The sequence below is a fragment of the Aestuariivirga sp. genome, from assembly GCF_965227715.1.
GTDB lineage: Bacteria > Pseudomonadota > Alphaproteobacteria > Rhizobiales > Aestuariivirgaceae > Aestuariivirga.
In genome coordinates this window covers 2,918,973-2,942,500 of the sequence record NZ_OZ245771.1, presented here as the reverse complement: position 1 = coordinate 2,942,500, position 23,528 = coordinate 2,918,973, and the positions used below count along the sequence as shown (strand labels likewise).

Here is a 23,528-nt window from a genome sequence, read left to right as displayed (position 1 = left end):
CCAATGGCAAGACCATCGGCGAGAACTGCAAGGGCAAATTCTCCTGGGACCGTTCGGTGATCCGCGAATTCGCCAGCCCCATGAAGGAGCACGCCGGCTTCAAGCGCCTGACCGGCAATCTCTTCGACAACGCCATCATGAAGACTTCCGTGATTTCGGAGGAATTCCGCCAGCGCTATCTCTCGAACCCGAAGGACCTCAACGCCTTCGTGGCCAAGGCCGTGGTGTTCGACGGGCCGGAGGATTACCACGCCCACATTGATGACCCGAAGCTGAACGTGGACGAGAATACCATTCTCTTCATCCGCGGCGTGGGCCCGCTGGGCTATCCCGGTGCGGCGGAAGTCGTCAACATGCGCGCCCCCAACTATCTGCTGGAAAAGGGCATCCGCTCGCTCCCCTGCGTGGGTGACGGCCGCCAGTCCGGAACCTCCGGCTCACCGTCGATCCTCAATGCCTCGCCCGAAGCCGCAGCCGGCGGCGGGCTTGCCATTCTGAAAAATGGTGACCAGGTGCGGATCGACCTCAACAAAGGCACCTGTGACATGCTCGTGCCGGAAGCCGAACTCGAGGCCCGCCGCGCGGCGCTCGAAAAGGCCGGAGGCTACAAGGTGCCGCCGAGCCAGACGCCCTGGCAAGAGATCTTCCGCAAGGAAGTGGGCCAGCTCGCGGAAGGCATGGTGCTGAAGGGCGCCACCAAGTTCCAGCGCGTGGCGAAGACCATGGGCCTGCCGCGCGACAATCACTAAGCTGCTCTCCCCATCCCCAGGCCTCTCCTCTCCCCCACCCTTGTGGGGGAGAGGAATTAAAGACAGGAGCACGCCAATGCTGGAACTCAAATCCGACATCATTCGCGCCACCTTCACCACCCTCGGCGCGCGCCTCGTGGGGCTGGAATTTGCAGGCACAGACTGCGTGCTGGGGGGCGGCACGGATGCGGATATTCTTGGCGGCGACTGGACCACGGGTGCGATTGCCGGCCGCATTGCCGGGCGCATCACCAATTCGCGGATCGAGATCGACGGCGTCGAATATCCGCTCGCCAAAAACTTCGGCGCGCATCAGCTTCATGGCGGGCCGGATAATTTCTCGATCCGCCACTGGCGCGTCGAACCCGCGGAAAACGCGCTTCGCTTCAGCCTCCACTCGCCGGATGGCGACCAGGGCTACCCCGGCGCGCTCGATGCCACGGCCGCCTATGCCGTCAACGGCAATACCCTCTCCCTCGAACTCGAAGCCCGCACGAATAAGCCCACCGTCGTCAACCTCACCAACCATGCCTATTGGAACATGTCGGGCGGGGAGACCGGCGCCTTCGATCAGCTGATGCAGATTACCGGCGGTCATTATTTGCCGCTCAGCGAGGAGCTTCTCCCGTCGGGTGAAATCAGGGACGTGGCGGGCACGCGCTATGACTTCCGGGAGCTCCGCCCCGTGGGCGGCGTCTATGACAATTGCTGGGTGCTGGATGGCCCGCGGGGTGCGCTGAAACACGCGCTCACGCTGAAGGACGGAACTTCCGGCCGGACCATGGAGATCTGGACCACCGAGGCCGGCATCCAGATGTACACCGGCGAGCACTGGAACGGCATCTTCCCCGGCAAGAAGGGGCCGCTGCCCAAATATGGCGCCATCGCCATCGAGCCGCAGAACCTCCCCGATGCCCCGACCCACCCCAACTTTCCCAGCGCGCTGCTGCGGCCGGGAGAGGTTTACCGGCAGCGGATCGAGTGGCGCTTCAGCCAGTAGGGCATCATGCCCCGGGGAACCGTCATGCGCGGGCCTGACCCGCGTATCCTTTTTGGCGCAACCCATCCACGCCTTCAGCCGAAGCCATAAAGCCGCCACCGCAACACCCATGTCTGGAGAATAGCCCTTCATAGCGCCACCAGCGCGCGCTGTCAAGGATTAAAATCCTCACAGGAAATTATACGGATCCACATCCACCTGCAGTGACAGCGAGCCCTTGGGCTTCACGTCCTTCAGCCACAGCCTTAGAAAACCCTGCACATTCGCCTCCCGTGTGGCCTTCACCAGGAAGCGCCAGCGGTGGCGGCCGCGGACGAGGGCGATGGGCGCGGGCGCGGGGCCCAGAACGGTGACGCCTTCCGCCAGCGGGGCGATCATTCCCAGGCTCTTCGCAAAGCGCTCCACCTCCGCGGCCTCCGTGCCTGAAAGGATGAGCGCGGCAAGCCGCCCATAGGGTGGAAGCCCGGCATTCTCGCGGATCTTCTTTTCCTGGGCGAGATAGCCCTCGCCGTCGCCCTTCCGCAGCGCCTGCATCAGCGGGTGCTCGGGCAGATAGGTCTGCACCAGCGCGCGGCCGGGCTTCGCGCCGCGGCCGGACCGGCCCGCCACCTGCGCCATCAGCGCCCAGGTGCGCTCGCCGCCGCGCGGGTCCGAGGATTCAAGGGCGAGATCGGCATCCACCACCCCCACCAGCGTCAGATGCGGGAAGTGGTGCCCCTTGGCCACCAGCTGCGTGCCGATGACGAGGTTGAAATGCCCCTCCGCCACATCGCGGATCGCGTCCTTCAGAAGTGTGCCGCGTGCGAGATCGCTGGAGAGAATGGTGATCCGCGCCTCCGGAAAGCGCAGCGCTGCCTCCTCGGCGAGCCGCTCGACGCCTGGTCCCACCGGCACCATCTTGCCCTCCACATGGCAGCTCGGGCAGTCCTTCGGCATAGGCTCCAGATGCCCGCAATGATGGCACATGAGCTGCCGCCGGAAGCGATGCTCAACCAGCGAGGCGGAGCAATTGGGGCATTCCAGCCGGTGCCCGCAGGCCCGGCACAATGTGAGCGGCGCATAGCCGCGGCGATTGAGGAACAAGAGCGCCTGGTCGCCGGCGGCAAGAGTCTTCGTCACCTCATCGAAAAGCGGCGGCGAAATCCATGTGCCGGGCTCCAGCGCCACGGCCTTCATGTCGATGAGGCCGATCTCGGGAAGTTCCGGCCGCCCGTGCCGGTCCTTCAACCGCACCACGCCGTAGCGCCCGCGGTCCACATTGACGAGTGTTTCGAGCGAGGGCGTGGCGGAGGACAGCACCACGGGGAATTTTCCGATCGCGCCATAAAGCACCGCCATGTCGCGCGCGTGGTAGGGAACGCCCTCGTCCTGCTTGTAGGCGCTCTCATGCTCCTCATCGACGACGATCAGCTTGAGGCCCTTCCACGGCAGAAACAGGGCCGAGCGCGCGCCCACCACAATCCTGGCCGAGCCGTCGGCAACGCCCCGCCACACGCGCTCACGCTCGCGCGGGCGCACGTCCGAGTGCCATTGCGCGGGCTCAACCCCGAAGCGGCTTTCAACGCGGGTGAGAAAGGGCTGGGTCAGCGCAATCTCAGGCAGCAGCAGCAGAACCTGGCCCCCCGCCGCCAGTGCCGCGGCCATCGCCTCGAAATAGACTTCCGTCTTGCCGGAGCCCGTCACCCCATCGAGCAGCATCACCTTGTGCTGGCGCTGCGCCACCACGGCGCGCAGCGCCTCTGCGGCCGACTGCTGATCCGGGCTCAGTGAAAAGCCCCCGGCGTTGAGATCGGGCGCGGCAAAGGGTCGGAGGGCGGGAAGCGCCACGGCTTCCAGCGCGCCATCGCCCGCCAGCGCCTTGATCACCGAAGTGCCGACGCCTGCCGCGTCGGCCAGATCGGCGGCGCGCATGGCGAAACCCTCACGGGCAACCTCCAGCACCCGGGCGCGCTGCGGCGTCATCCGTTTCGGAGGCGTTCCGGTTGCCCGGTAGGCGACCAGCTCGCGCGGGCCTTCGAAGGCGCCCGGCGCCCGCAACACCAGCCGCAGCACGTTGCCCAGCGGTTCCAGATAGTAAGCGGCCAGCCAGTCGATGAATTTCCGGTGCGCCTCCCGCATCGGCTCCATGTCGAAGACGCCGATGACGGCCCGCAGCTTCTTCTCGGTGTCCGCCTTGTCTTTCAGCGCCCAGACGACGCCGATCATCTGCCGCGGACCCAGCGGCACCACGACATAGCTTCCCGGCTCCAGCGCCAGGCCCGGCGGCACGAGATAGGAGTAAGGCCCCTCCAGCGCCAAGGGCAGGAGGACCTCGGCTATGGCTGAATCGCCGGTCATTCCGCCTCAAATAGACTTGGGCGGAGCGCCCTTCCACCCTTATATGGCGACCCCATGAGGGAGCCCCACACCCGCGAGATCGTCTGTATCGAGCCATCTGCCCTGGCGCTGCGGCTGAAAGGCCAGCGCCACCTCACCTTGCTCGAAAGCGTGATGCGCTCCGAACATCTGGGCCGCTATTCCTTCCTCGCCTGCAATCCCAAATCCACACTCGAGGTGAACGCCACAGGCACCTTCCTTGATGGCGTGGCCCAAAGCGAGAATGCGCTGAGCCTCATCAGCCGCCTGCTGGCTGCCAACCGCCAGCGCCACATTCCGGGCCTTCCGCCGTTTCAGGGCGGGCTCGCAGGCTATATCGCCTATGATTATGGCCGCCGCCTTGAACCCCATGCCAAAATTCCCGCCTTCACGCCCCTCTGCCCGGACCTGATGCTGCACCATTACAATTGCGTGGCAGCCTTCGATCACATGCAGGAACGCGCATGGATCATCTCGGACTCGGGCGAAAGTGCGGATCAGCTGGAAGAGCAGCTGAACGGCAGGCCCAAGGCCTTGGGCCCGCACGCGATCGGAGGCTGGCAGTCCAACTTCACGCGCGATGAGTATGAGAAAGCAATTGCCCGCACCGTGGAGTTCATCCTGGCGGGCGATATCTTCCAGGCCAACATTACCCAGATGTTTTCAGCGGTGATCCCGCAAGGCTTCGACCCTCTCGCCTTCTACCGCGTGCTCAGGCTCAAGAACCCAGCCACTTTCGCGGCCTTCATGGATTATGGCGCGATCCAGATCGCCTCCTCCTCGCCCGAACGCCTGCTGCGGTATGATGGGGAAACCGTGGAAGCCCGCCCCATCAAGGGCACCAGGCGGCGCGACAGTGACCCGGTGCGCGACGCGAACCTCATCGCCGACCTCACCGCCAGCCGCAAGGACCGCGCGGAAAATGTGATGATCGTCGACCTGCTGCGGAACGATCTCTCGCGCGTCTCGAAGCCCGGCACGGTCAAGGTGCCGGTGCTCTGCGGGCTCGAGAGCTATGCCAATGTCCACCACCTCGTCTCCGTCATCACCAGCGCGCTGAAGGATGGCCATGATGTTGGGCATCTGATCGGCGCGGCCTTTCCCGGCGGGTCCATCACCGGCGCGCCCAAGATCCGCGCCATGGAAATCATCGCCGGGATCGAGCAGGCCCCGCGCGGCGTCTATTGCGGCAGCATCGGCTATATCGGCTTCAACGGCCGCACGGATCTGAATATTGCAATACGGACCGCGCAATTCGCAAATGGAACGGCGCGCGTGCAAGGCGGCGGCGGCATCACGGCGCGCTCACAGCCCGCTGCGGAATATGAAGAGAGCCTCACCAAGATCAAGCGCCTCATGGAGGCTTTCGCTCCATGATCCTGATCGTCGATAATTATGACAGCTTCGTCCACAACGTCGCCCGCTATTTCGAGGAGCTGGGCCAGGGGACCACCGTGGTCCGCAATGACGAGGTCACCAATGCGCAGCTCGCCGCCGCAAAGGCCATTGTCATCTCGCCCGGCCCCTGCACGCCCACCGAGGCGGGCCAGTCGATGGAGATCATGCGGAACTACTCGGGCAAGCTCCCCATCCTCGGCATCTGCCTCGGCCATCAGGTGATGGGGGAAGTTTTCGGCGGGCTGGTGACGCGGGCCAGAAGGCCCATGCATGGCGACTCCTCCGAAATCAATCATGACGGAAAAGGCCTCTTCGAAGGCCTGCCGCAGCGCTTCTCGGCTGGGCGCTATCATTCCCTCATCGTGGAACTTGAAGGCCGGCAAACGCCGTTGCAGGTGACGGCGCGCAGCGACGAGGGCGAGATCATGGGCCTGCGCCACGCAAGCCACGAAACCTATGGCGTTCAGTTCCACCCGGAATCGATTCTGACGGAAGGGGGCTATGACATGCTCAGGAACTTCCTGAAAGCCGTGCCGTGAGCCGCAGCTGGTTCAACGGCGAGCTGGTAGACGGACTGCTCGCGGTCGACCGCGGCGAGCGTGGCCTGCTGCTGGGCGATGGCCTGTTCGAAACCATCCTCGTCCTCAACCGCACCCCTCTCTGGGGCAACATGCATTTGGCCCGGCTCGAATCCTCGGCACGCGAGCTGGGCATCGGCTTTGACCGGGACGGTCTCGATGACGCGCTGGCGGAGCTTCTGGACGGCGCCGCCCGTGACCATCAGATCCTCCGCGTCACCCTCATGCGTGGCGCAGGCGTCCGGGGGCTGGGTGCCGGCGGGCAAGCGCCAAGCCTGCTCCTTACCCTCGATCTTTTCGATCCCGGCCTCATGTTCAAGCCGGTGGCGCTCTCGTCGACGGCCATCAGGCGCAACCCCCATGCAGTCTCCTGCCGCCTGAAGACGCTCTCCTACATCGACAACATCGCCGCCGCCCGTGAAGCCGCCACCCACGGCATGGAAGATGCACTGATGCTGAATACGGACGGCCATGTCGCCTGCTCCACCATCGCCAACATCTTCCTGCTGAAGGCCCGGACACTGATAACGCCGGCACGCGATCAGGGAATCCTCACGGGCGTCACCCGCCAGGCGCTTGTTCATGCCGCCGCCCATCTGGGTCTCAGCGTCGAAGAGCGCGCAGTGAGCCTTGAGGAGTTGGAAGCGGCGGAGGCCGTCTTCCTCACCAACAGCCTGCGCTTCATCCGCCCCGTCACGGCACTTGACCAGCAACCCCTGCCCCAGGCTGATCTTTCGCCACTCATGGGTGCACTCTGCGAAACCGCCAGGTTGCAATGCGGCCAGGATCCGCGCACGGTTGATTTGGCGAAGCGCGGGCGGTAAGCCTCCGGCCACACAAAGGAATGCTGCCATGAAATTCTTCGCCGATACCGCCGACGTGAATGACATCCGTGAGCTCGTCGATCTGGGCTTGCTCGATGGCGTCACCACCAACCCCTCGCTCATCGCCAAGTCGGGCCGCCAGTTCAAGGATGTGATCGCCGAGATCTGCCGTCTGACCGATGGTCCCGTCTCCGCCGAGGTCGTGTCCCTCGATTATGACGGCATGATGCGCGAAGCGGGCGACCTCCGGAAGATCGCCAAGAACGTGACCATCAAGGTGCCCTTGACGCTCGATGGCCTCAAGGCCTGCAAGGCACTCACCTCTGATGGCTGCATGGTCAACGTCACGCTTTGCTTCTCCGCCAACCAGGCGCTGCTGGCCGCCAAGGCGGGCGCCACCTTCATCTCACCCTTCGTGGGCAGGCTTGACGACATTCACCTCGATGGCACGGATCTGATCGCCGAGATCCGCCAGATCTATGACAACTATGCCTTCGACACGGAAATCCTCGCCGCCTCCATCCGCACGCCGCTGCATGTGAAGCAGGTGGCCCTGATCGGCGCCGACGTCGCCACCTGCCCGCCCGCCGTCATCAAGTCCCTGGTCAAGCACCCGCTGACCGACAAGGGCATCGAGCAGTTCATGGCGGACTGGAAGAAGACCGGGCAGACGATCTAGGACGAGGCGTGTTGCCATTCCCCCTTTCTGCCGTCATCCCGGGGAAGGCCGGGATCCCGCTTTGTATGATCATACGCGGAAAGAGCAGTTGGATCCCGGCCTTCGCCGGGATGACGGCGGTATTGGGGTATGATGTCCGCCGTCCTCGCTGAGTACCAGCACCGCCTCGAGTCCGGTGCGCTGAAAGCAGATCCTGCGCAGCGCGCCGTGGCGGCGAAGCTGGACCAGCTGGCCGATGCTCTGAAGGAGGCTGCTTCTTCCTCAGGCCTCTTCGGCCGCTTCCGGAAACCGGCACCCCCGCCCAGGGGCCTCTACATCTATGGCGACGTGGGCCGCGGCAAGACCATGCTGATGGACCTCTTCTATGCCGCAGCGGATGTGAGCCCGAAGCGCCGTGTTCACTTTCACGCCTTCATGCAGGATGTGCACAAGCGCCTGTTTGCGGCGCGCCAGTCCCACGCCCAGGACGCGATTGCCCCTGTGGCCAAGGCGCTCGCCTCCGAAGCCCGCCTCCTCTGCCTCGATGAAATGCAGATCACCGACATTGCCGATGCGATGATCGTGGGCCGCCTCTTCGACGGCCTGATCGCCGCGGGCACGGTGATTGTCACGACATCGAACCTGAAACCGGATGATCTCTATCGGAACGGCCTCAACCGCAAGCTCTTCGAGCCCTTCATCAAGCTGATCGGGCGTACGCTTGATGCCGTCTCTCTGCAGAGCCCCACGGATTTCCGGCTGGGCCGGGTGAAGGCGCATGAGACCTTCCTGACCCCCCTTTCGCCCGAGAACGATGCCCGGCTGCAGAACCTCTGGCAGCGCCTCACCGACACCGAACAGGGCCTGCCGCGAGATCTGGAAGTGCTCGGCCGCAAGCTCCATGTTCCCCAGGCAGCAGCCGGCTGTGCCCGCTTCACCTTCGGGGAGCTGTGCGAGCAACCGCTGGGCCCCCCGGACTATCTGGCCCTGGCGGAGGCGTTCCAGATCCTGTTTCTCGAGCACATCCCGGCCCTGAACCCGGACCGCCGGAACGAAGCCCGGCGTTTCGTGCTCCTGATCGACACGCTCTATGACGGGAAGGTCAAGCTCGTGGCCACCTCCGCGCAAGCCCCGGAAGGCATCTATCCTGAGGGTGATCATGCCTTCGAATTCGGCAGAACCGTCTCGCGCCTCAAGGAGATGCAGTCAGCTTCCTGGTGGGGTAAAAAAATCGCCGAAACTTGACGTTTTGGTCAAGTTTCTCGTCCGAAAGGACTACGCCGCCGTCTTGAAGGTGGTACAGAAGGGGTCTACACAAACGTCACTTTTGCACTGCAAAACGACCTGACGGTTCGCCTCAAGTTAAGGAATTCACACATGGCTCGGAAGAAAATTGCTCTGATCGGCGGCGGCATGATCGGTGGCACGCTGGCGCATCTGGCTGCCCTCAAGGAACTGGGCGACATCGTCATTTTCGACATTGCCGAAGGCCTGCCCCAAGGCAAGGCTCTGGATATTTCGCAGTCGGGCCCGGTCGAGGGCTTCAACGCCAAGCTCGCGGGCGCCAACTCTTATGAAGCCATCGCCGGGGCCGATGTCTGCATCGTGACCGCCGGTGTTGCGAGAAAGCCCGGCATGAGCCGGGACGATCTCTTAGGCATCAACCTCAAGGTCATGGCCTCCGTCGGCGCGGGCATCAAGCAATACGCCCCCAATTCCTTCGTCATCTGCATCACCAACCCGCTGGACGTGATGGTCTGGGCCTTGCAGAAATATTGCGGCCTGCCGCCGGAGAAGGTGGTGGGCATGGCAGGCGTTCTTGACTCGGCCCGCTTCCGCCATTTCCTTGCGGAAGAATTCAATGTCTCGGTCGAGGACGTGACGGCCTTCGTGCTGGGCGGCCATGGCGACACCATGGTGCCGCTCATCCGCTACTCAGCGGTCTCCGGCATTCCCGTGCCGGATCTGATCAAGATGGGCTGGTCCACCCAGGAAAGGATCGACAAGATCGTGCAGCGCACGCGTGATGGCGGCGCTGAGATCGTGGGTCTCCTCAAGACGGGCTCCGCCTATTATGCCCCGGCCTCCTCGGCCATTGCCATGGCGGAAAGCTACCTCAAGGACAAGAAGCGGCTTCTGCCCTGTGCCGCCCACCTCACCGGTCAATACGGCGTGAGCAACACTTACGTCGGCGTGCCGGTGGTGATCGGCGAGAATGGCGTTGAGCGCATTGCCGAGATCGCGCTCAATGAAGAAGACAAGGCGGGCTTCAAGAAATCAGTCGATGCCGTCCACGGCCTCATGGCCGCGGCCAAGACCATCGCCCCCGATCTCGCCTGATAGCCAAGGTTAAACGCCATGAACATTCATGAATATCAGGCCAAGGACGTCCTCAAGGCCTTCGGCATCTCGACCGGCAAGGGCCTTCCGGCCTTCACCGTCGATGAAGCGGTCAAGGCCGCGGAAACCCTGGGCGGCCCCGTCTGGGTGGTGAAAGCACAGATCCACGCCGGCGGGCGCGGCAAGGGCGGCGGCGTCAAGGTCGTGAAGTCCGTGGCGGATGTTAAAGCCGAAGCCACGCGCATGCTGGGGATGACGCTCGTCACCCATCAGACCGGCCCTGAAGGAAAACTCGTGCAGCGCCTCTATGTCGAGGAAGGCACGGCCATTGCGCGCGAGCTTTACCTCTCGATCCTGGTTGACCGTGAAACCTCGCGCGTGGCCTTCATCGCCTCCACCGAAGGCGGCATGAACATCGAGGAAGTGGCGCATGATACGCCCGAAAAGATCATCACGGTGCAGGTCGATCCTGCCGCCGGTTACGCGCCCTATGTGGGCCGCCGCATCGCCGCGGCCTTGAAGCTCGAGGGCGACCTCGTCAAGCAATGCGTCAAGATGATCGGCCAGCTCTACAAGGCCTTCACCGAGAAGGACATGAGCCTCCTCGAGATCAACCCGCTGGTCGTCACCAAGAATGGCCATCTCATCTGCCTCGACGCCAAGATCAACTTTGATTCAAATGCGCTCGACCGCCACCCGGAGATCAAGGAACTGCGCGATCTTTCGGAAGAAGACCCGAAGGAGATCGAGGCTTCGAAATACGATCTCTCCTATGTGGCCCTTGATGGCTCGATCGGCTGCATGGTGAATGGCGCAGGCCTGGCCATGGCGACAATGGACATCATCAAGCTCTATGGCGCCGAGCCCGCCAACTTCCTGGACGTGGGCGGCGGTGCTTCGAAGGAGAAGGTGGCGGCGGCCTTCAAGATCATCACCGCGGACCCGCGCGTCAAAGGCATTCTGGTCAACATCTTCGGCGGCATCATGAAGTGTGACGTGATCGCCGAAGGTGTGATTGCCGCGGTGAAGGAGGTGGGCCTGCAGGTCCCCCTCGTCGTCAGGCTTGAAGGCACCAATGTCGAACTCGGCAAGAAGATCATCGCCGAGTCCGGCCTCAACGTCATCCCCGCCGACGACCTGGACGATGCAGCATCGAAGATCGTCAAAGCAGTGAAGGAAGCGGCCTGATGTCCATTCTCGTCAACACGCAGACCAAGGTCATCTGCCAGGGCATCACCGGCAACAACGGCACCTTCCACACCGAGCAGGCGATTGCCTATGGCACGAAGATGGTGGGCGGCGTCACACCCGGCAAGGGCGGCACCACCCATGTGGGCGTTCCGGTGTTCGACACCGTGTGGGACGCAAAGCAGGCCACGGGGGCTGATGCCTCCGTCATCTATGTTCCCCCACCCTTCGCGGCTGATGCAATCCTCGAGGCGATCGACGCTGAAATTCCGTTGATCGTCTGCATCACCGAGGGCATTCCGGTGATGGATATGGTGAAGGTCAAGCGTGCCCTCTCCGGCTCCAAATCGCGCCTCATCGGGCCCAATTGCCCCGGCGTGCTCACCCCCAATGAGTGCAAGATCGGCATCATGCCCGGCAACATTTTCCGCAAAGGCTCGGTTGGCATTGTTTCGCGCTCCGGCACGCTTACATATGAAGCCGTGTTCCAGACCACCCAGGAAGGCTTAGGCCAGACCACCGCCGTCGGCATTGGCGGCGACCCCGTCAAGGGCACCGAATTCATCGATATGCTCGAGATGTTCCTGGCCGATGATGCCACGGAATCGATCATCATGATCGGCGAAATCGGCGGCTCAGCCGAGGAAGATGCAGCCGATTTCATCGCCAAGTCGAAGCGCAAGAAGCCTATGGCGGGCTTCATCGCCGGCCGCACCGCCCCTCCCGGCCGTCGCATGGGCCATGCCGGCGCCATTATTTCCGGCGGCAAAGGCGGCGCCGAATCGAAGATCGACGCCATGAAGCGGGCCGGCATCGCCGTCGCGGATTCGCCCGCTTTGCTTGGCAAGACATTGGTGAAGAAGCTGAAGGGCTAAGAAAGCGTCAGCTTTCAACGATTAAGTTCTCCCCGTGCCCGCCACGGGGGGTGCCGCCACAAGAGGAAAATGGGATGAACAAGACCGATCTCACCACCGCCTTCGAGCAAACCTCCTTCCTCTATGGCGGCAACGCCCAATATATCGAGCAGCTCTACGCCAAATATCTCGAAAACCCTGCCGCCGTGGACGTTCACTGGCGGCAATTCTTTGCCGGCCTCGAAGACAGCAGGCCCCAAGTGACGGGCCCCTCCTGGGAGCGGAAGGACTGGCCGCTGGCGGAATCAGGCGATCTCGTTTCCGCGCTGGATGGCAACTGGCCGGCAGCCCCTTCGCCCAAGCCCGCCAAGGGCGCAGCCGCGGAGGCCAAGCCCACGGGTCTCTCGGCCGATGACGTGCGCAAGGCCACACTCGATTCCGTCCGTGCGCTGATGATGATCCGCGCCTACCGCATGCGCGGCCATCTGGCGGCCGATCTCGACCCCCTCCGCCTGAAGGAGCCCGAAAGCCACCCGGAGCTTGATCCCGCCACCTATGGCTTCACCGAAGCGGACATGGACCGCCCCATCTTCCTGGACAAGGTGCTGGGCCTCGAACACGCCACCGTCCGCCAGATCGTCGACATCCTGAAGCGCACCTATTGCGGCACGCTGGGCGTCGAGTTCATGCATATCTCGGATCCGGAGCAGAAGGCCTGGATTCAGGAGCGCATCGAAGGTGCGCATAAGTCGATCAGCTTCACGCCGGAAGGCAAGAAGGCGATCCTCAACAAGCTGATCGAGGGCGAAGGCTTCGAGCAATTCCTGAACGTCAAATACACCGGCACCAAGCGCTTCGGCCTCGATGGCGGTGAATCGATGATCCCGGCGCTTGAGCAGATCATCAAGCGCGGCGGCCAGCTGGGCCTCAAGGAAATCGTGTTCGGCATGGCCCATCGCGGCCGCCTCAACGTGCTGTCGAACGTGATGTCGAAGCCCTTCTCGGCCATCTTCCACGAATTCAAGGGCGGCTCTTCGACCCCTGATGAAGTTGAAGGCTCGGGCGACGTCAAGTATCACCTGGGCTCGTCATCCGACCGGGCCTTTGACGGCAACACGGTGCATCTCTCGCTCACCGCCAACCCGTCGCACCTCGAAATCGTCGATCCCGTGGTACTGGGCAAGGCCCGCGCCAAGCAGGACCAGCGCCATGACAAGGAGCGCACCTCGGTGCTGCCGCTGCTGATCCATGGTGATGCGGCCTTCGCAGGCCAGGGCGTGGTGGCGGAATGCTTCGGACTCTCCGGCCTGCGCGGCCACCGCTCCGGCGGCTCCATCCATTTCATCGTCAACAACCAGATCGGCTTCACCACGAGCCCGCTCTGGTCACGCTCGTCACCCTACCCGTCAGACGTCGCCAAGATGATCGAGGCGCCGATCTTCCACTGCAATGGCGATGATCCCGAATCCGTCGTCTATGCCGCAAAGATCGCGATCGAGTTCCGGCAGAAGTTCAAGAAGCCCTTCGTCATCGACATGTTCTGCTACCGCCGTTTCGGCCACAATGAAACGGATGAGCCGGCCTTCACCCAGCCCCTGATGTACAAGCGCATTGCCAGCCAGCCCACCGTGGTGACGCTCTATGGCAAGCGCCTCATCCAGGAAGGTGTCATCAGCGAGGCCGAGTTCGACGGCATGAAGGCCGCCTATCGCAAGACGCTGGACGATCACTTCTCCTCGGCTGAAAACTATCGCGCCAACAAGGCCGATTGGCTGGATGGCCGCTGGGCCGGCCTCAAGGCCGCCAAGGATCATGAGGAGCCCCGCAAGGGAGACACCGGCGTTCCCATGGCCAAGCTCAAGGAAATGGGCCTCAAGCTCACCAGGATCCCCAAGACCTTCAAGGTCCACCGCACCATGCAGCGCGTGCTCGATGCGCGCCGCAAGATGATCGAGGACGGCCAGGGCCTCGACTGGGCCATGGCGGAACAGCTGGCCTTCGGCACGCTGCTGCTCGATGGTTTCCCTGTCCGCCTTTCCGGCCAGGACGTGCAGCGCGGCACCTTCTCGCAGCGTCACGCCGTGCTGGTCGATCAGGATACGGAGAAGCGCTACACGCCGCTGAACCATCTGGTGAAGGACCAGCAGGTCAAGATTGACGCCATCAATTCCATGCTCTCGGAAGAGGCCGTGCTCGGCTTCGAATATGGCTACTCGCTGGCAGAGCCCAATGCGCTCACCATCTGGGAAGCCCAGTTCGGTGACTTTGCCAATGGCGCGCAAGTGGTGTTCGACCAGTTCATCTCCTCTGGCGAGCGCAAATGGCTGCGCATGTCGGGCCTCGTCTGCCTGCTGCCCCACGGCTATGAAGGCCAGGGCCCTGAACATTCCTCCGCCCGGCTCGAGCGCTATCTGCAGATGTGCGCGGAAGACAACATGCAGGTCGCGAACTGCACCACGCCGGCCAACTACTTCCACATCCTGAGGCGGCAGCTGAAGCGGGACATCCGCAAGCCCCTGATCATCATGACGCCCAAGTCACTGCTCCGGCACAAGCGGGCGACATCGCCCCTGGCGTTGATGGATGAAGGCACCACCTTCCACCGCCTGTTGTGGGACGATGCGGAGATGAGCCCCACCGAGCTTCTGAAGCTTCAGCCGGATGAAAAGATCCGCCGTGTCATCCTCTGCACCGGCAAGGTCTATTACGATCTCTACGAGGAGCGCGAAAAGCGCGGCATCAATGATGTGTATCTGCTCCGCGTCGAGCAGCTCTATCCCTGGCCGCACAAGGCGTTGATCAACATTCTCTCGCGCTTCAAGGGTGCCGAATTCATCTGGTGCCAGGAAGAGCCTTACAACATGGGCGCCTGGAGCTTCGTGCAGCCCAACATCGAGCGTGTGCTCGAATTCATCGGCGCGAAGAACACGCGCCCGCGTTACGTGGGCCGTGCGGCCTCAGCATCCACCGCAACCGGCTTGATGAGCAGGCATCTCAAGGAACTGAAGACATTCCTCGAGGAAGCCCTCGGCGACAGCAAGGCTTGAAGGAAAAGAAAAATGGCAAAGGAAATCCGCGTTCCGGCTCTGGGCGAATCCGTCACCGAGGCGACGATTGCGAAATGGTTCAAGCAGGCAGGAGACGCGGTGAAGGCCGATGAGCCGCTGGTTGAACTCGAAACGGACAAGGTGACGGTTGAAGTCCCGGCACCTGCATCTGGCAAGCTGTCATCGATCGATGCGGCATCCGGCACCACGGTGAATGTGGGTGCACTCCTCGGCCTGATCGAGGAAGGTGCGGCAGGCACAGCACCCGCCAAGGCAGCCGAAGCCCCGAAGAAGGCCGAAGCCGCACCCCCCGCAGCAAAGCCCGCCGAACAGCCGCTCTCCCCCGCCGTCCGCAAGATGGTGGAAGAAAACAAGGTCGACACCTCATCCGTTGCCGGCACCGGCAAGGACGGCCGTCTCACCAAGGGCGACGTGATCGCGCATCTGGAAAAGCCCGCAGCGGAGGCCAAGCCGCTGGTCATTCCATCTGCACCCGCCCCCGCCGCCCGCGCGCCGTCAGCACCGTCTGATGCGGCCCGGGAGGAGCGCGTGAAAATGTCCCGCCTGCGCCTCACCATCGCGCGGCGCCTGAAGGACGCGCAGAACACCGCCGCCATGCTGACCACCTTCAACGAGGTGGACATGACGGCCACCATGGCACTGCGCAATCAATATAAGGAACTGTTCGAGAAGAAGCACGGCGTGAAGCTGGGCTTCATGAGCTTCTTCGTCAAAGCCTGCATCCAGGCCCTGAAGGAAATTCCCGCCGTCAATGCGGAGATCGATGGCGACGACATCGTCTACAAGAATTTCTACAATATCGGCGTGGCCGTCGGCACCGAGAAGGGCCTCGTCGTTCCGGTGCTGCGCGACGCGGACATGCTGTCCTTCGCCGGCATCGAGAAGACCATCTCGGACTATGGCAAGCGCGCGCGTGACGGCCAGCTGCAGATTGCGGACATGCAGGGCGGCACCTTCACCATCTCCAACGGCGGCGTCTATGGCTCGCTGATGTCCACGCCGATCCTGAACGCTCCCCAATCCGGCATCCTCGGCATGCACAAAATCCAGGAGCGCCCGGTCGCGGTGAATGGCCAGGTGGCGATCCGCCCGATGATGTATCTGGCCCTCTCCTATGACCACCGCATCGTCGACGGCAAGGAAGCCGTCACCTTCCTGGTGCGGGTAAAGGAAAACCTCGAAGATCCGCAGCGGACGATTTTGGATTTGTGATCCCGTCTTGCCGTCATGCCAGCGAAGGTTGGCATCCCGCTTTGGACGGCAGCCACGGGGAACGAAAGCGGGACCCCAGCCTGCGCTGGGGTGACGGACAAGAGGAACGGGACGCACACATGACCACCATCGCCATCGGGAACGGTCCTAAATTTCTTATCCCCTCTTGCCGTCATGCCAGCGAAGGCGGGCATCCCGCTTCTGGCGGCAACACGGGGAACAAAAGCGGGACCCCAGCCTGCGCTGGGGTGACGGACAAGTGGAACGGGATGCACACATGACCACCATCGCCATCGGGAACGGTCCGGGAGTTGAACCCCCCTCTTGCCGTCATGCCGGCGAAGGCGGGCATCCCGCTTCTGGCGGCAACACGGGGAACGAAAGCGGGACCCCAGCCTTCGCTGGGGTGACGGATAAGAGGAACGGGACGCACACATGACCACCATCGCCATCGGGAACGGTCCTAAATTTCTTACCCCCTCTTGCCGTCATGCCAGCGAAGGCTGGCATCCCGCTTCTGGCGTCAAACTGGGTAACGAAAGCCGGACCCCAGCCTGCGCTGGGGTGACGGACAAAAGGAACGGGAACCAATCATGACCAACATCGCCATCGTCACCGGCGGAGGCCGCGGCATCGGCCGGGCCAGCGCGCTGAAACTGGCTGCGGCTGGTTACACCGTCGTTGTCAACTACACCGCAAACGAAGCTGCCGCGAAGGACACCGTCTCCGCCATCGCCGCACAGGGTGGCAAGGCCGTGGCCATCAAGGGGGACGTGTCGCAGGAAGCCGATATCCTCGCGCTCTTCACTGCGGCCGAAAAGCTCGGAACCCTTAAGGTGCTCGTCAACAATGCCGGCGTCATGGACCACCAGAACCGCCTTGACGAGATGAGCACGGAGAGGATCCGCCGCATCCTGGATATCAACCTGTTCGGCTCCATCCTCTGCGCGCGCGAGGCCGTGAAGCGCATGTCGACGAAGCATGGAGGCCAGGGTGGTGCCATCGTCAACCTCTCCTCTGCCGCCGCCTATCACGGCGCCCCCGGACTCGGTGTCGAGTACGGCGCCAGCAAGGGGGCGATCGACGTGCTGACGATCGGTCTCGGCCGCGAGGTCGCCGCCGAAGGCGTGCGCGTCAATGCGGTGCGCCCCGGCATCATCGATACCGAGATCCATGACAGTTCCGGCATCCCCGGCCGCGTCAAGATGATGCGCGATGCGATCCCGATGAAGCGTGAAGGCACGGCGGAGGAAGTGGCGGACGCCATCCTCTGGCTGTGCTCGGATCAATCTTCCTATGTCACCGGCTCTATCATCCCCGTGGCCGGCGGGCGCTGCTGAGAACAGGACAATAGCCATGGCGAACCAGTTTGACGTCACCATCATCGGCACCGGCCCCGGCGGCTATGTCTGCGCCATTCGCGCGGCACAGCTGGGGCTCAAGGTGGCTGTGGTCGAGAAGCGCGCGACCCATGGCGGCACCTGCCTCAACATCGGCTGCATCCCATCCAAGGCACTGCTCCATGCCTCCGAACTCTATGCCGAGTCGAAGCACGCCTTCGCCAAAATGGGTATCAAGGCGGAAACCAGCGTCGACTTTCCCCAGATGCTGAATTTCAAGCAGGAAGCGATTGACGGAAACACCAAGGGCATCGACTTCCTGTTCAAGAAGAACAAGATCACAGTGTTCCGCGGCACGGGCGTCATCGCCGGCCCCGGCAAGGTCTCGGTTGGGTCAGAGGTGATCGATACAAAGTCGATCATCATCGCCACGGGTTCCGATGTGGCCAGGCTCAAGGGCATCGAAATTGACGAGCAGCAGATCGTTTCCTCAACCGGCGCGCTGGAGCTGAAGCAGGTGCCGGCGACGCTTGCCATCATCGGCGCCGGCGTCATCGGCCTTGAGTTGGGCTCGGTCTATGCGCGCCTCGGCGCCAAGGTGACGGTGATCGAATATCTGGACCGTATCCTGCCCGGCATGGACAATGAGGTCGCCAAGAGCTTCCAGCGCATCCTGCAGAAGCAGGGCTTCGCTTTCAGGCTGTCTTCCAAGGTCACCGCTGCGGCGAAGGCCAAGGACAAGGTGACGCTCACCGTTGAACCCGCTGCAGGCGGCACGCCGGAAAGCATCTCGGCGGATGTGGTGCTGGTCGCCGTCGGGCGCATTCCCTACACCGCGGGGCTTGGGCTCGAAGCGGCAGGTGTCAAGCTGGACAATCGCGGCCGCGTCGAGGTTGACGATCACTTCGCCACCAACATCCCCGGCATCTATGCCATCGGAGACGTGATCCGCGGCCCCATGCTGGCCCACAAGGCAGAAGATGAGGGCGTGGCACTGGCTGAAATCCTCGCAGGCCAGGCAGGCCATGTGAACTATGGCGTCATCCCCGGCGTGGTCTACACCGCGCCTGAAGTCGCTGCCGTCGGCAAGACCGAAGAAGAGCTCAAGGCCGAGGGCGTGAACTACAAGGCGGGCAAGTTCCTCTTCCTCGCCAATGGCCGCGCCAAGGCGAACCAGACGACTGACGGCTTCGTGAAGATCCTGGCGGATGCCAAGACGGACCGTGTGCTGGGCGTGCACATCATCGGCCCCATGGCCGGCGAATTGATCCATGAGGCTGCGGTGCTGATGGAATTCGGCGGCTCCGCGGAAGACCTGGCCCGCACCTGCCATGCGCACCCGACCTTGTCCGAAGCCGTAAAGGAAGCTGCCATGGCCGTGGCGGGCCGCTCCATTCATTCCTGACCTGCTGCGGCGGAGTGGGCCTCAGCGGCCGTCTTCGCTCGCGATCAGCGCCCGCTCCGCGTCAAACATGTAATCGCGCTGCAGCGGCACGGTGTCCACGCTCTTCGCCAGCTGGATCTGGAAGACCATGTGCTTGAAGTAGCGGAAGCTCAACTCGCTGCTGATCAGGTAAAACTCCCACATGCGGCAGAAACGCTCGCCCAGCAGCGCTGCCGCCGTCTCGCGGTTCTGTTCGAAGCGCTCATGCCAGGCAAGAAGCGTTTCGGCATAGTGCAGGCGCCAGATCTCGGTATCTGTCACCCACAGGCCCGAAGCCTCGATTGCCGCGAATGTTTCAGAGAGCGCAGGCGAATAGCCGCCGGGGAAGATATATTTCCGCAGCCATTTCCCCGTGGTGCCGGGCCCGCCCTTCCGCCCGATGGCATGGACGAGCGCTATGCCATCCTTCGCCAGCAGGCTCTGGATTTTATCGAAGTAAGGGCGGAAATAGGAAATCCCCACATGCTCGAACATGCCGATGGAGGTGATCCGGTCGAAGGTGCCTTCGACCTCGCGATAGTCCCTCAGTTCGAAGCTGATCTTGTGTGCGAGTCCCAGCTCTTCGGCGCGCTGCTGCGCCAGCCTGAGCTGCTCCACGGAAAGTGTTACGCCGGTCACGTGCACGTCGAAGTTCTGCGCCAGGTAGATCGCCATGCCGCCCCAGCCGCAGCCGATGTCGAGAATGCGGTTCCCCGGCCTGATGTCCAGTTTCGCCGCAATGTGGCGGAGCTTGTTTCGCTGCGCTTCCTCTAGCGTGTCACTGGGTGAGCGGAAATAGGCGCAGGAATAATTCATGCCGCTGTCCAGGAAGAGCGCGTAGAGCTCATTTGACAGATCATAGTGATGCGCCACATTGCGCCGGGACTGGAGCAGCGTATTGCGCTGGAACGCCGCCTTCATCCGCTTCGCCAGCCGGCGTATCGGCTTCTGGATCGGAAGCTTGCGGGACACACCGCGGTTGATGGCGAACAGCGTGAGGAAATCCCGCAGCGTGCCCTGCTCGATGACAAGCGAGCCATCCATATAGGCTTCACCCGCCTTCAGGTCAGGGTCCCACACCAGGGACATGTAGAGCGCAGGATCCGTCAGCCTGACCCTGACATAGGGCTCCGGCGTTCCCGCATGGCGGTGGACCTGTCCCTCCGCATCGACCACGTCCAGCGTGCCGGTCCTGATCAACCGGTCCAGCATCGCATTGAGAAGTTTCATCGGTGCTGGCGCTCCATCAGTTCACGTCACAGCCCCGTTGTCGGCCGGGGCTTCGTGCCGTCGGAAAAGCGCGTATAGCGGAAGGGCGAGGGATCAACACAAGGTCTTTCCCCGGTGACGATTTCGGCCATCAGCTTGCCCGCCCCCGGTCCGAGCCCGAAGCCATGGCCCGAAAATCCGGTGCACAAATGGAAGCCCTCGAGTGCGGGCACCTTGGAGATGATGGGCACCGCATCCGGCATGGCGTCGATGCAGCCTGCCCAGCGCTCGGCAATCTTCATGCGTTCGAACGCCGGATAATATTCCTTCAGATGCTTTTCGGCATCGTCAAGAATGTCCATGACCGGCTCCGGATCGAGAATGCGCACCTGTTCGAAGGGGGAGATTTCATCCAGCTTCCACCGGCGCTTGAGGCGTGCCTCATCGATGAAGCGCTGGCCGAGCCGGAGCCTCAATCCCTTCCAGTCCAGCATCAGCGCCGGCAGGAAGGCACCGAACAGGCGGAAGGAATCGGGCACGATATCGGCGACCGAATAATGATTGTGGCTGATCGTGTAGCCGCCATCCATGCGCTTCCTGAAGGTGAAGTGCCCGCCCGAGCACGTGCGCGTGAGGCCGGTGTCGATCGCCTCCGTGCGCATCACCGAATTGACCACCGTGAGCTGCGGAAGTTCGATACCGAGATTGTGGCAGAAGCGGCGTGACCATGCGCCACCCGCCAGCACCACCGTATCGCAGGCAATGACACCGCGCTCGGTCACTACGGCGGAGACGCGCCCAGCGGAGGTTTCGAGCCCGCGCACCGCGCATTGGGTGAAGAGCTTTCCGCCCTTGCGCCTCAGCGCCTCCGCCATCAGCGGCACGGCGATGAAGGGTTCGGCACGCCCATCATCGGGCGTATAGAGCGCGCCCTTCCACGGCCTGGTGCAGCCGGGCTGCAGCGCATTTGCCTCCGCCGCGCCGATCATGCGGGTGGAAAGCCCGGCGGGCTTTGCATTCTTCTCGAACCAATCGCTCTTCGCAGCCAGCTGCTCATCCGTTTCGCAAAGGTAGAGAATGCCGCAGCGGGTGAAGCCAGTGTCGCTCTCGACCCTGGCATTCATTCCGTCCCACAGGCCCATCGCCACCTGGATCAGCGGAATTTCCCGGGGATCGCGGCCCATCTGGCGGCACCAGCCCCAATTGCGGCTGGACTGTTCGGCGGCGATCTCGCCCTTCTCCAGCAGCACCACGTCAAGCCCGCGTTCGGCGAGTTCCAGTGCGGTGGCAACACCCGCAACGCCGCCGCCGATCACACAGACGGAGGTGCTGGCGGGAAGCTCGGTGTCGGAGGCAACATGCTTGATCTTCGGCATGCGCAAATGTCTAGCCCGGCTGAACCCGGAACTCCACCTTCACGCGCGCGGATGTGCCTTGCGATACTGCGTGAGGAGATGGGCGCGGTTCACCTCCGTATACACTTGCGTGGTGGAGAGGCTGGCGTGGCCCAGCAATTCCTGAATGACGCGCAGATCCGCCCCATTGGCCAAGAGATGGCTGGCAAAGGAATGGCGCAGCGCGTGAGGTGTTGCCGTTTCGGCCAATCCCAGCGCACCGCGGAGCCGCGCCACCAGAAGCTGAATATTGCGCGCATTGAGGGGTCCGCCCTTCTGCCCGCGGAACATCACCTCACGTGGCGAAAGTGCAAAGGGGCAGAGCGCCAGATAGCGTGTGATCGCATCGCGCGCTGCGGGGAGGAGCGGCACGATTCGCGTCTTGTTGCCCTTGCCGGTGATGGAGAGGACCGGCTGCTCCGCCTGTGCCCGGGAAAGGGACAGCGCCTCCGAAATGCGCAGGCCGCAGCCATAGAGCAAGGTCAGCACCGCGGCATCCCGCGCCAGGACCCAGGGCGGCGTCTCATCGCCCGCCAGCGTATCGGCCTTGGAAAGGGCTGTGGCCTTTTCAGGCGACAATGGCTTCGGCACGCCATGCGGCAGCTTGGGCGAGCGGATGGCCGAAAGTGCCGCATTGCGGAACAGCCCGCGCCGTTCGGCGTAGCGGAAGAAGGAGCGGAGGCTCGAGAGCTGGCGGGCCAGCGTGCGGCTTTCAGCCCCCTGCACACGCCGCCGCGCCAGGAAGGCCCGCACATCGGAGACCGTGAGGTCAGCGAGCTCCCTGTTGCCCGGCGCACCGCCCAGGTGACCGGACAGAAAACCTGCGAACTGCCCCAGGTCCCGCGCATAGGCTTCGAGCGTCTTCTCGGCCATGCGCCGCTCGGTCTTCAAGGCCTTCAGCCACGCCTGTGCGGCCTGTGCGGCATCAGGAGCGAGGCTGGTGGCGAAATCTGACATGGGGAAAGAGCCTAGCGGGCTTTCCTTAACAGAGGTACCTGCGGACTCCCATGTTCAGCCATATGCCCGGTGAGGCGCGGATCGGGGTGCACCTCCACCATGATCTGATAGGGCTTGAACCCTGAGCGCTGATAGAAGGCAATGGCCTTTGGATGGTCAAAGCTGCAGGTGTGCACCCAGAGCCGGGAGATGGGCTGTGCCCAGGCCCGGGTCAGCGCCTCATTCATCAGAAACCGCCCGGCCCCGCCGCCAACGGCGGAAGGAACAACCCCGAAGAACGAGAGCTCGCAGGTCTTCTCCTCGCGAAAATCGAGCTCGAGAAGGCCGATATCCCTACCATCCTGCACGAGTGCCAGGCACTGGACCTTGGGGTGGCCGATGATGCCGGAAAGTGCCTCTTCCGCCAGCAGCAGCCGCGAGAACCACATGAGATCCTCACCCACGGCACGGAACAGATCGCGGAAGCGCGCCGTATCCTGTGCGCCCAGCCGTTCGAGGGCGAGCCCCGCCACATCCGGCGTCGGCCGCAGCACGGGCCGCTCCTTCATCTCGAGGCAGGTGACGACATTGGCGAGATAGCCCTCGGGCAGCGGGTGGTAACCGGGGGTCAGCGGCGGCTTATGTATCATGATGATGCGATATGTAGCGGCCCTGCTTCAGCGCCGCAACCGCCGCACATTGGCTTTGACGCGCCGGGCCGCAGGCGCCAGCACCGCCTGCATCATGCGCTCGGGGGCGGCAGGGCTCCACGGCAACGTCATCATCAGAAACATTTCCTGCTGCATGGCAAGGCAGGTCTCCGCGAAGGCCATCTGCTTTTCGACCACCATCTTGGTCATCTCGGCCTGGGAGGAGGCCGTGGGCGAAACCATTCCCCACCACATGATGGGAATCCGCCGCGCGATGATCTCGGCGGCGGAGACGCTCATGTCGAATGCGGAATGTTTCATCTCCATAGAACCGGCCCGCAATGCGGATGTT

Annotated in this window: 20 protein-coding genes (1 of these 20 only partly in view); 14 read left to right on the top strand and 6 right to left on the bottom strand. The window is 63.2% G+C overall.

The annotated features are described in order from the left end of the window. Positions 1-749, top strand: the 3' end of a protein-coding gene (locus ACO06F_RS13995) for an IlvD/Edd family dehydratase (protein ID WP_421693367.1). Its footprint begins 1,063 nt before the window's first position; the window shows 749 of its 1,812 coding nt (coding positions 1,064-1,812); its start codon lies beyond the left edge, outside the window; it ends in the stop codon at positions 747-749. A gap of 76 nt (positions 750-825) precedes the next feature. After that, complete coding sequence (locus ACO06F_RS13990; RefSeq protein WP_421693366.1) at positions 826-1,749, top strand: aldose epimerase family protein; 924 nt, start codon at positions 826-828, stop codon at positions 1,747-1,749. Positions 1,750-1,917: 168 nt separating this feature from the next. Here the strand turns inward: ACO06F_RS13990 and ACO06F_RS13985 are convergent, their stop codons facing one another. Next, the gene (locus ACO06F_RS13985) at positions 1,918-4,086 is read right to left on the bottom strand and encodes a primosomal protein N' (protein ID WP_421693365.1); all 2,169 of its coding nucleotides are present in this window, start codon (positions 4,084-4,086) and stop codon (positions 1,918-1,920) included. A gap of 54 nt (positions 4,087-4,140) precedes the next feature. Between ACO06F_RS13985 and pabB the strand changes: the two genes are divergently transcribed. The 12 genes from pabB to lpdA all read left to right on the top strand — a co-directional run bounded on the left by pabB (position 4,141) and on the right by lpdA (position 18,969). Next, entirely contained in the window at positions 4,141-5,481 is a 1,341-nt protein-coding gene (gene pabB, locus ACO06F_RS13980) for an aminodeoxychorismate synthase component I (protein ID WP_421693364.1), read from the top strand. Beyond that, positions 5,478-6,041 carry an anthranilate synthase component II gene (locus ACO06F_RS13975; RefSeq protein WP_421693363.1) on the top strand — a complete coding sequence of 188 codons (564 nt, stop codon included), beginning with the start codon at positions 5,478-5,480 and terminating at the stop codon, positions 6,039-6,041. Before pabB ends, ACO06F_RS13975 begins: the two co-directional genes overlap by 4 nt. After that, positions 6,038-6,904 carry an aminotransferase class IV gene (locus tag ACO06F_RS13970; RefSeq protein ID WP_421693362.1) on the top strand — a complete coding sequence of 289 codons (867 nt, stop codon included), beginning with the start codon at positions 6,038-6,040 and terminating at the stop codon, positions 6,902-6,904. Before ACO06F_RS13975 ends, ACO06F_RS13970 begins: the two co-directional genes overlap by 4 nt. Positions 6,905-6,932: 28 nt before the next feature. After that, positions 6,933-7,583, top strand: a complete 651-nt coding sequence (gene fsa, locus ACO06F_RS13965) for a fructose-6-phosphate aldolase (RefSeq protein WP_421693361.1) — start codon at positions 6,933-6,935, stop codon at positions 7,581-7,583. Between the two features lie 129 nt (positions 7,584-7,712). Beyond that, entirely contained in the window at positions 7,713-8,807 is a 1,095-nt protein-coding gene (zapE, locus tag ACO06F_RS13960) for a cell division protein ZapE (RefSeq protein ID WP_421693360.1), read from the top strand. A gap of 132 nt (positions 8,808-8,939) precedes the next feature. Then, positions 8,940-9,902, top strand: a complete 963-nt coding sequence (mdh, locus tag ACO06F_RS13955) for a malate dehydrogenase (RefSeq protein WP_421693359.1) — start codon at positions 8,940-8,942, stop codon at positions 9,900-9,902. 18 nt (positions 9,903-9,920) lie between these two features. Continuing rightward, the gene (sucC, locus tag ACO06F_RS13950) at positions 9,921-11,090 is read left to right on the top strand and encodes an ADP-forming succinate--CoA ligase subunit beta (RefSeq protein ID WP_421693358.1); all 1,170 of its coding nucleotides are present in this window, start codon (positions 9,921-9,923) and stop codon (positions 11,088-11,090) included. Further along, entirely contained in the window at positions 11,090-11,965 is an 876-nt protein-coding gene (gene sucD, locus ACO06F_RS13945) for a succinate--CoA ligase subunit alpha (RefSeq protein ID WP_421693357.1), read from the top strand. The genes sucC and sucD overlap by 1 nt, the downstream gene beginning before the upstream one ends. Before the next feature lie 74 nt (positions 11,966-12,039). Next, positions 12,040-14,991: a 2-oxoglutarate dehydrogenase E1 component gene (locus tag ACO06F_RS13940; RefSeq protein WP_421693356.1), complete on the top strand. Its 2,952-nt coding sequence runs from the start codon at positions 12,040-12,042 to the stop codon at positions 14,989-14,991. A gap of 12 nt (positions 14,992-15,003) precedes the next feature. Next, a complete protein-coding gene (odhB, locus tag ACO06F_RS13935) occupies positions 15,004-16,224 on the top strand; it encodes a 2-oxoglutarate dehydrogenase complex dihydrolipoyllysine-residue succinyltransferase (RefSeq protein ID WP_421693355.1) in 1,221 nt (406 codons plus the stop codon). A gap of 593 nt (positions 16,225-16,817) precedes the next feature. Then, complete coding sequence (locus tag ACO06F_RS13930; RefSeq protein ID WP_421693354.1) at positions 16,818-17,564, top strand: SDR family oxidoreductase; 747 nt, start codon at positions 16,818-16,820, stop codon at positions 17,562-17,564. Positions 17,565-17,580: 16 nt separating this feature from the next. Beyond that, positions 17,581-18,969, top strand: a complete 1,389-nt coding sequence (lpdA, locus tag ACO06F_RS13925; protein ID WP_421693353.1) for a dihydrolipoyl dehydrogenase — start codon at positions 17,581-17,583, stop codon at positions 18,967-18,969. Between the two features lie 21 nt (positions 18,970-18,990). Here lpdA and ACO06F_RS13920 read toward each other — a convergent pair whose 3' ends face one another. The 5 genes from ACO06F_RS13920 to ACO06F_RS13900 are packed head-to-tail and all read right to left on the bottom strand — an operon-like array spanning position 18,991 to position 23,497. Next, a complete protein-coding gene (locus ACO06F_RS13920; protein ID WP_421693352.1) occupies positions 18,991-20,217 on the bottom strand; it encodes a class I SAM-dependent methyltransferase in 1,227 nt (408 codons plus the stop codon). A 26-nt stretch (positions 20,218-20,243) separates the two neighbouring features. Continuing rightward, positions 20,244-21,572: an NAD(P)/FAD-dependent oxidoreductase gene (locus ACO06F_RS13915; RefSeq protein WP_421693351.1), complete on the bottom strand. Its 1,329-nt coding sequence runs from the start codon at positions 21,570-21,572 to the stop codon at positions 20,244-20,246. Between the two features lie 39 nt (positions 21,573-21,611). Further along, the gene (locus tag ACO06F_RS13910; RefSeq protein ID WP_421693350.1) at positions 21,612-22,547 is read right to left on the bottom strand and encodes a tyrosine recombinase XerC; all 936 of its coding nucleotides are present in this window, start codon (positions 22,545-22,547) and stop codon (positions 21,612-21,614) included. A gap of 11 nt (positions 22,548-22,558) precedes the next feature. After that, complete coding sequence (locus ACO06F_RS13905; protein ID WP_421693349.1) at positions 22,559-23,176, bottom strand: GNAT family N-acetyltransferase; 618 nt, start codon at positions 23,174-23,176, stop codon at positions 22,559-22,561. 27 nt (positions 23,177-23,203) lie between these two features. Then, positions 23,204-23,497 carry a hypothetical protein gene (locus ACO06F_RS13900; RefSeq protein ID WP_421693348.1) on the bottom strand — a complete coding sequence of 98 codons (294 nt, stop codon included), beginning with the start codon at positions 23,495-23,497 and terminating at the stop codon, positions 23,204-23,206. Between the last annotated feature and the right edge of the window lie 31 nt (positions 23,498-23,528).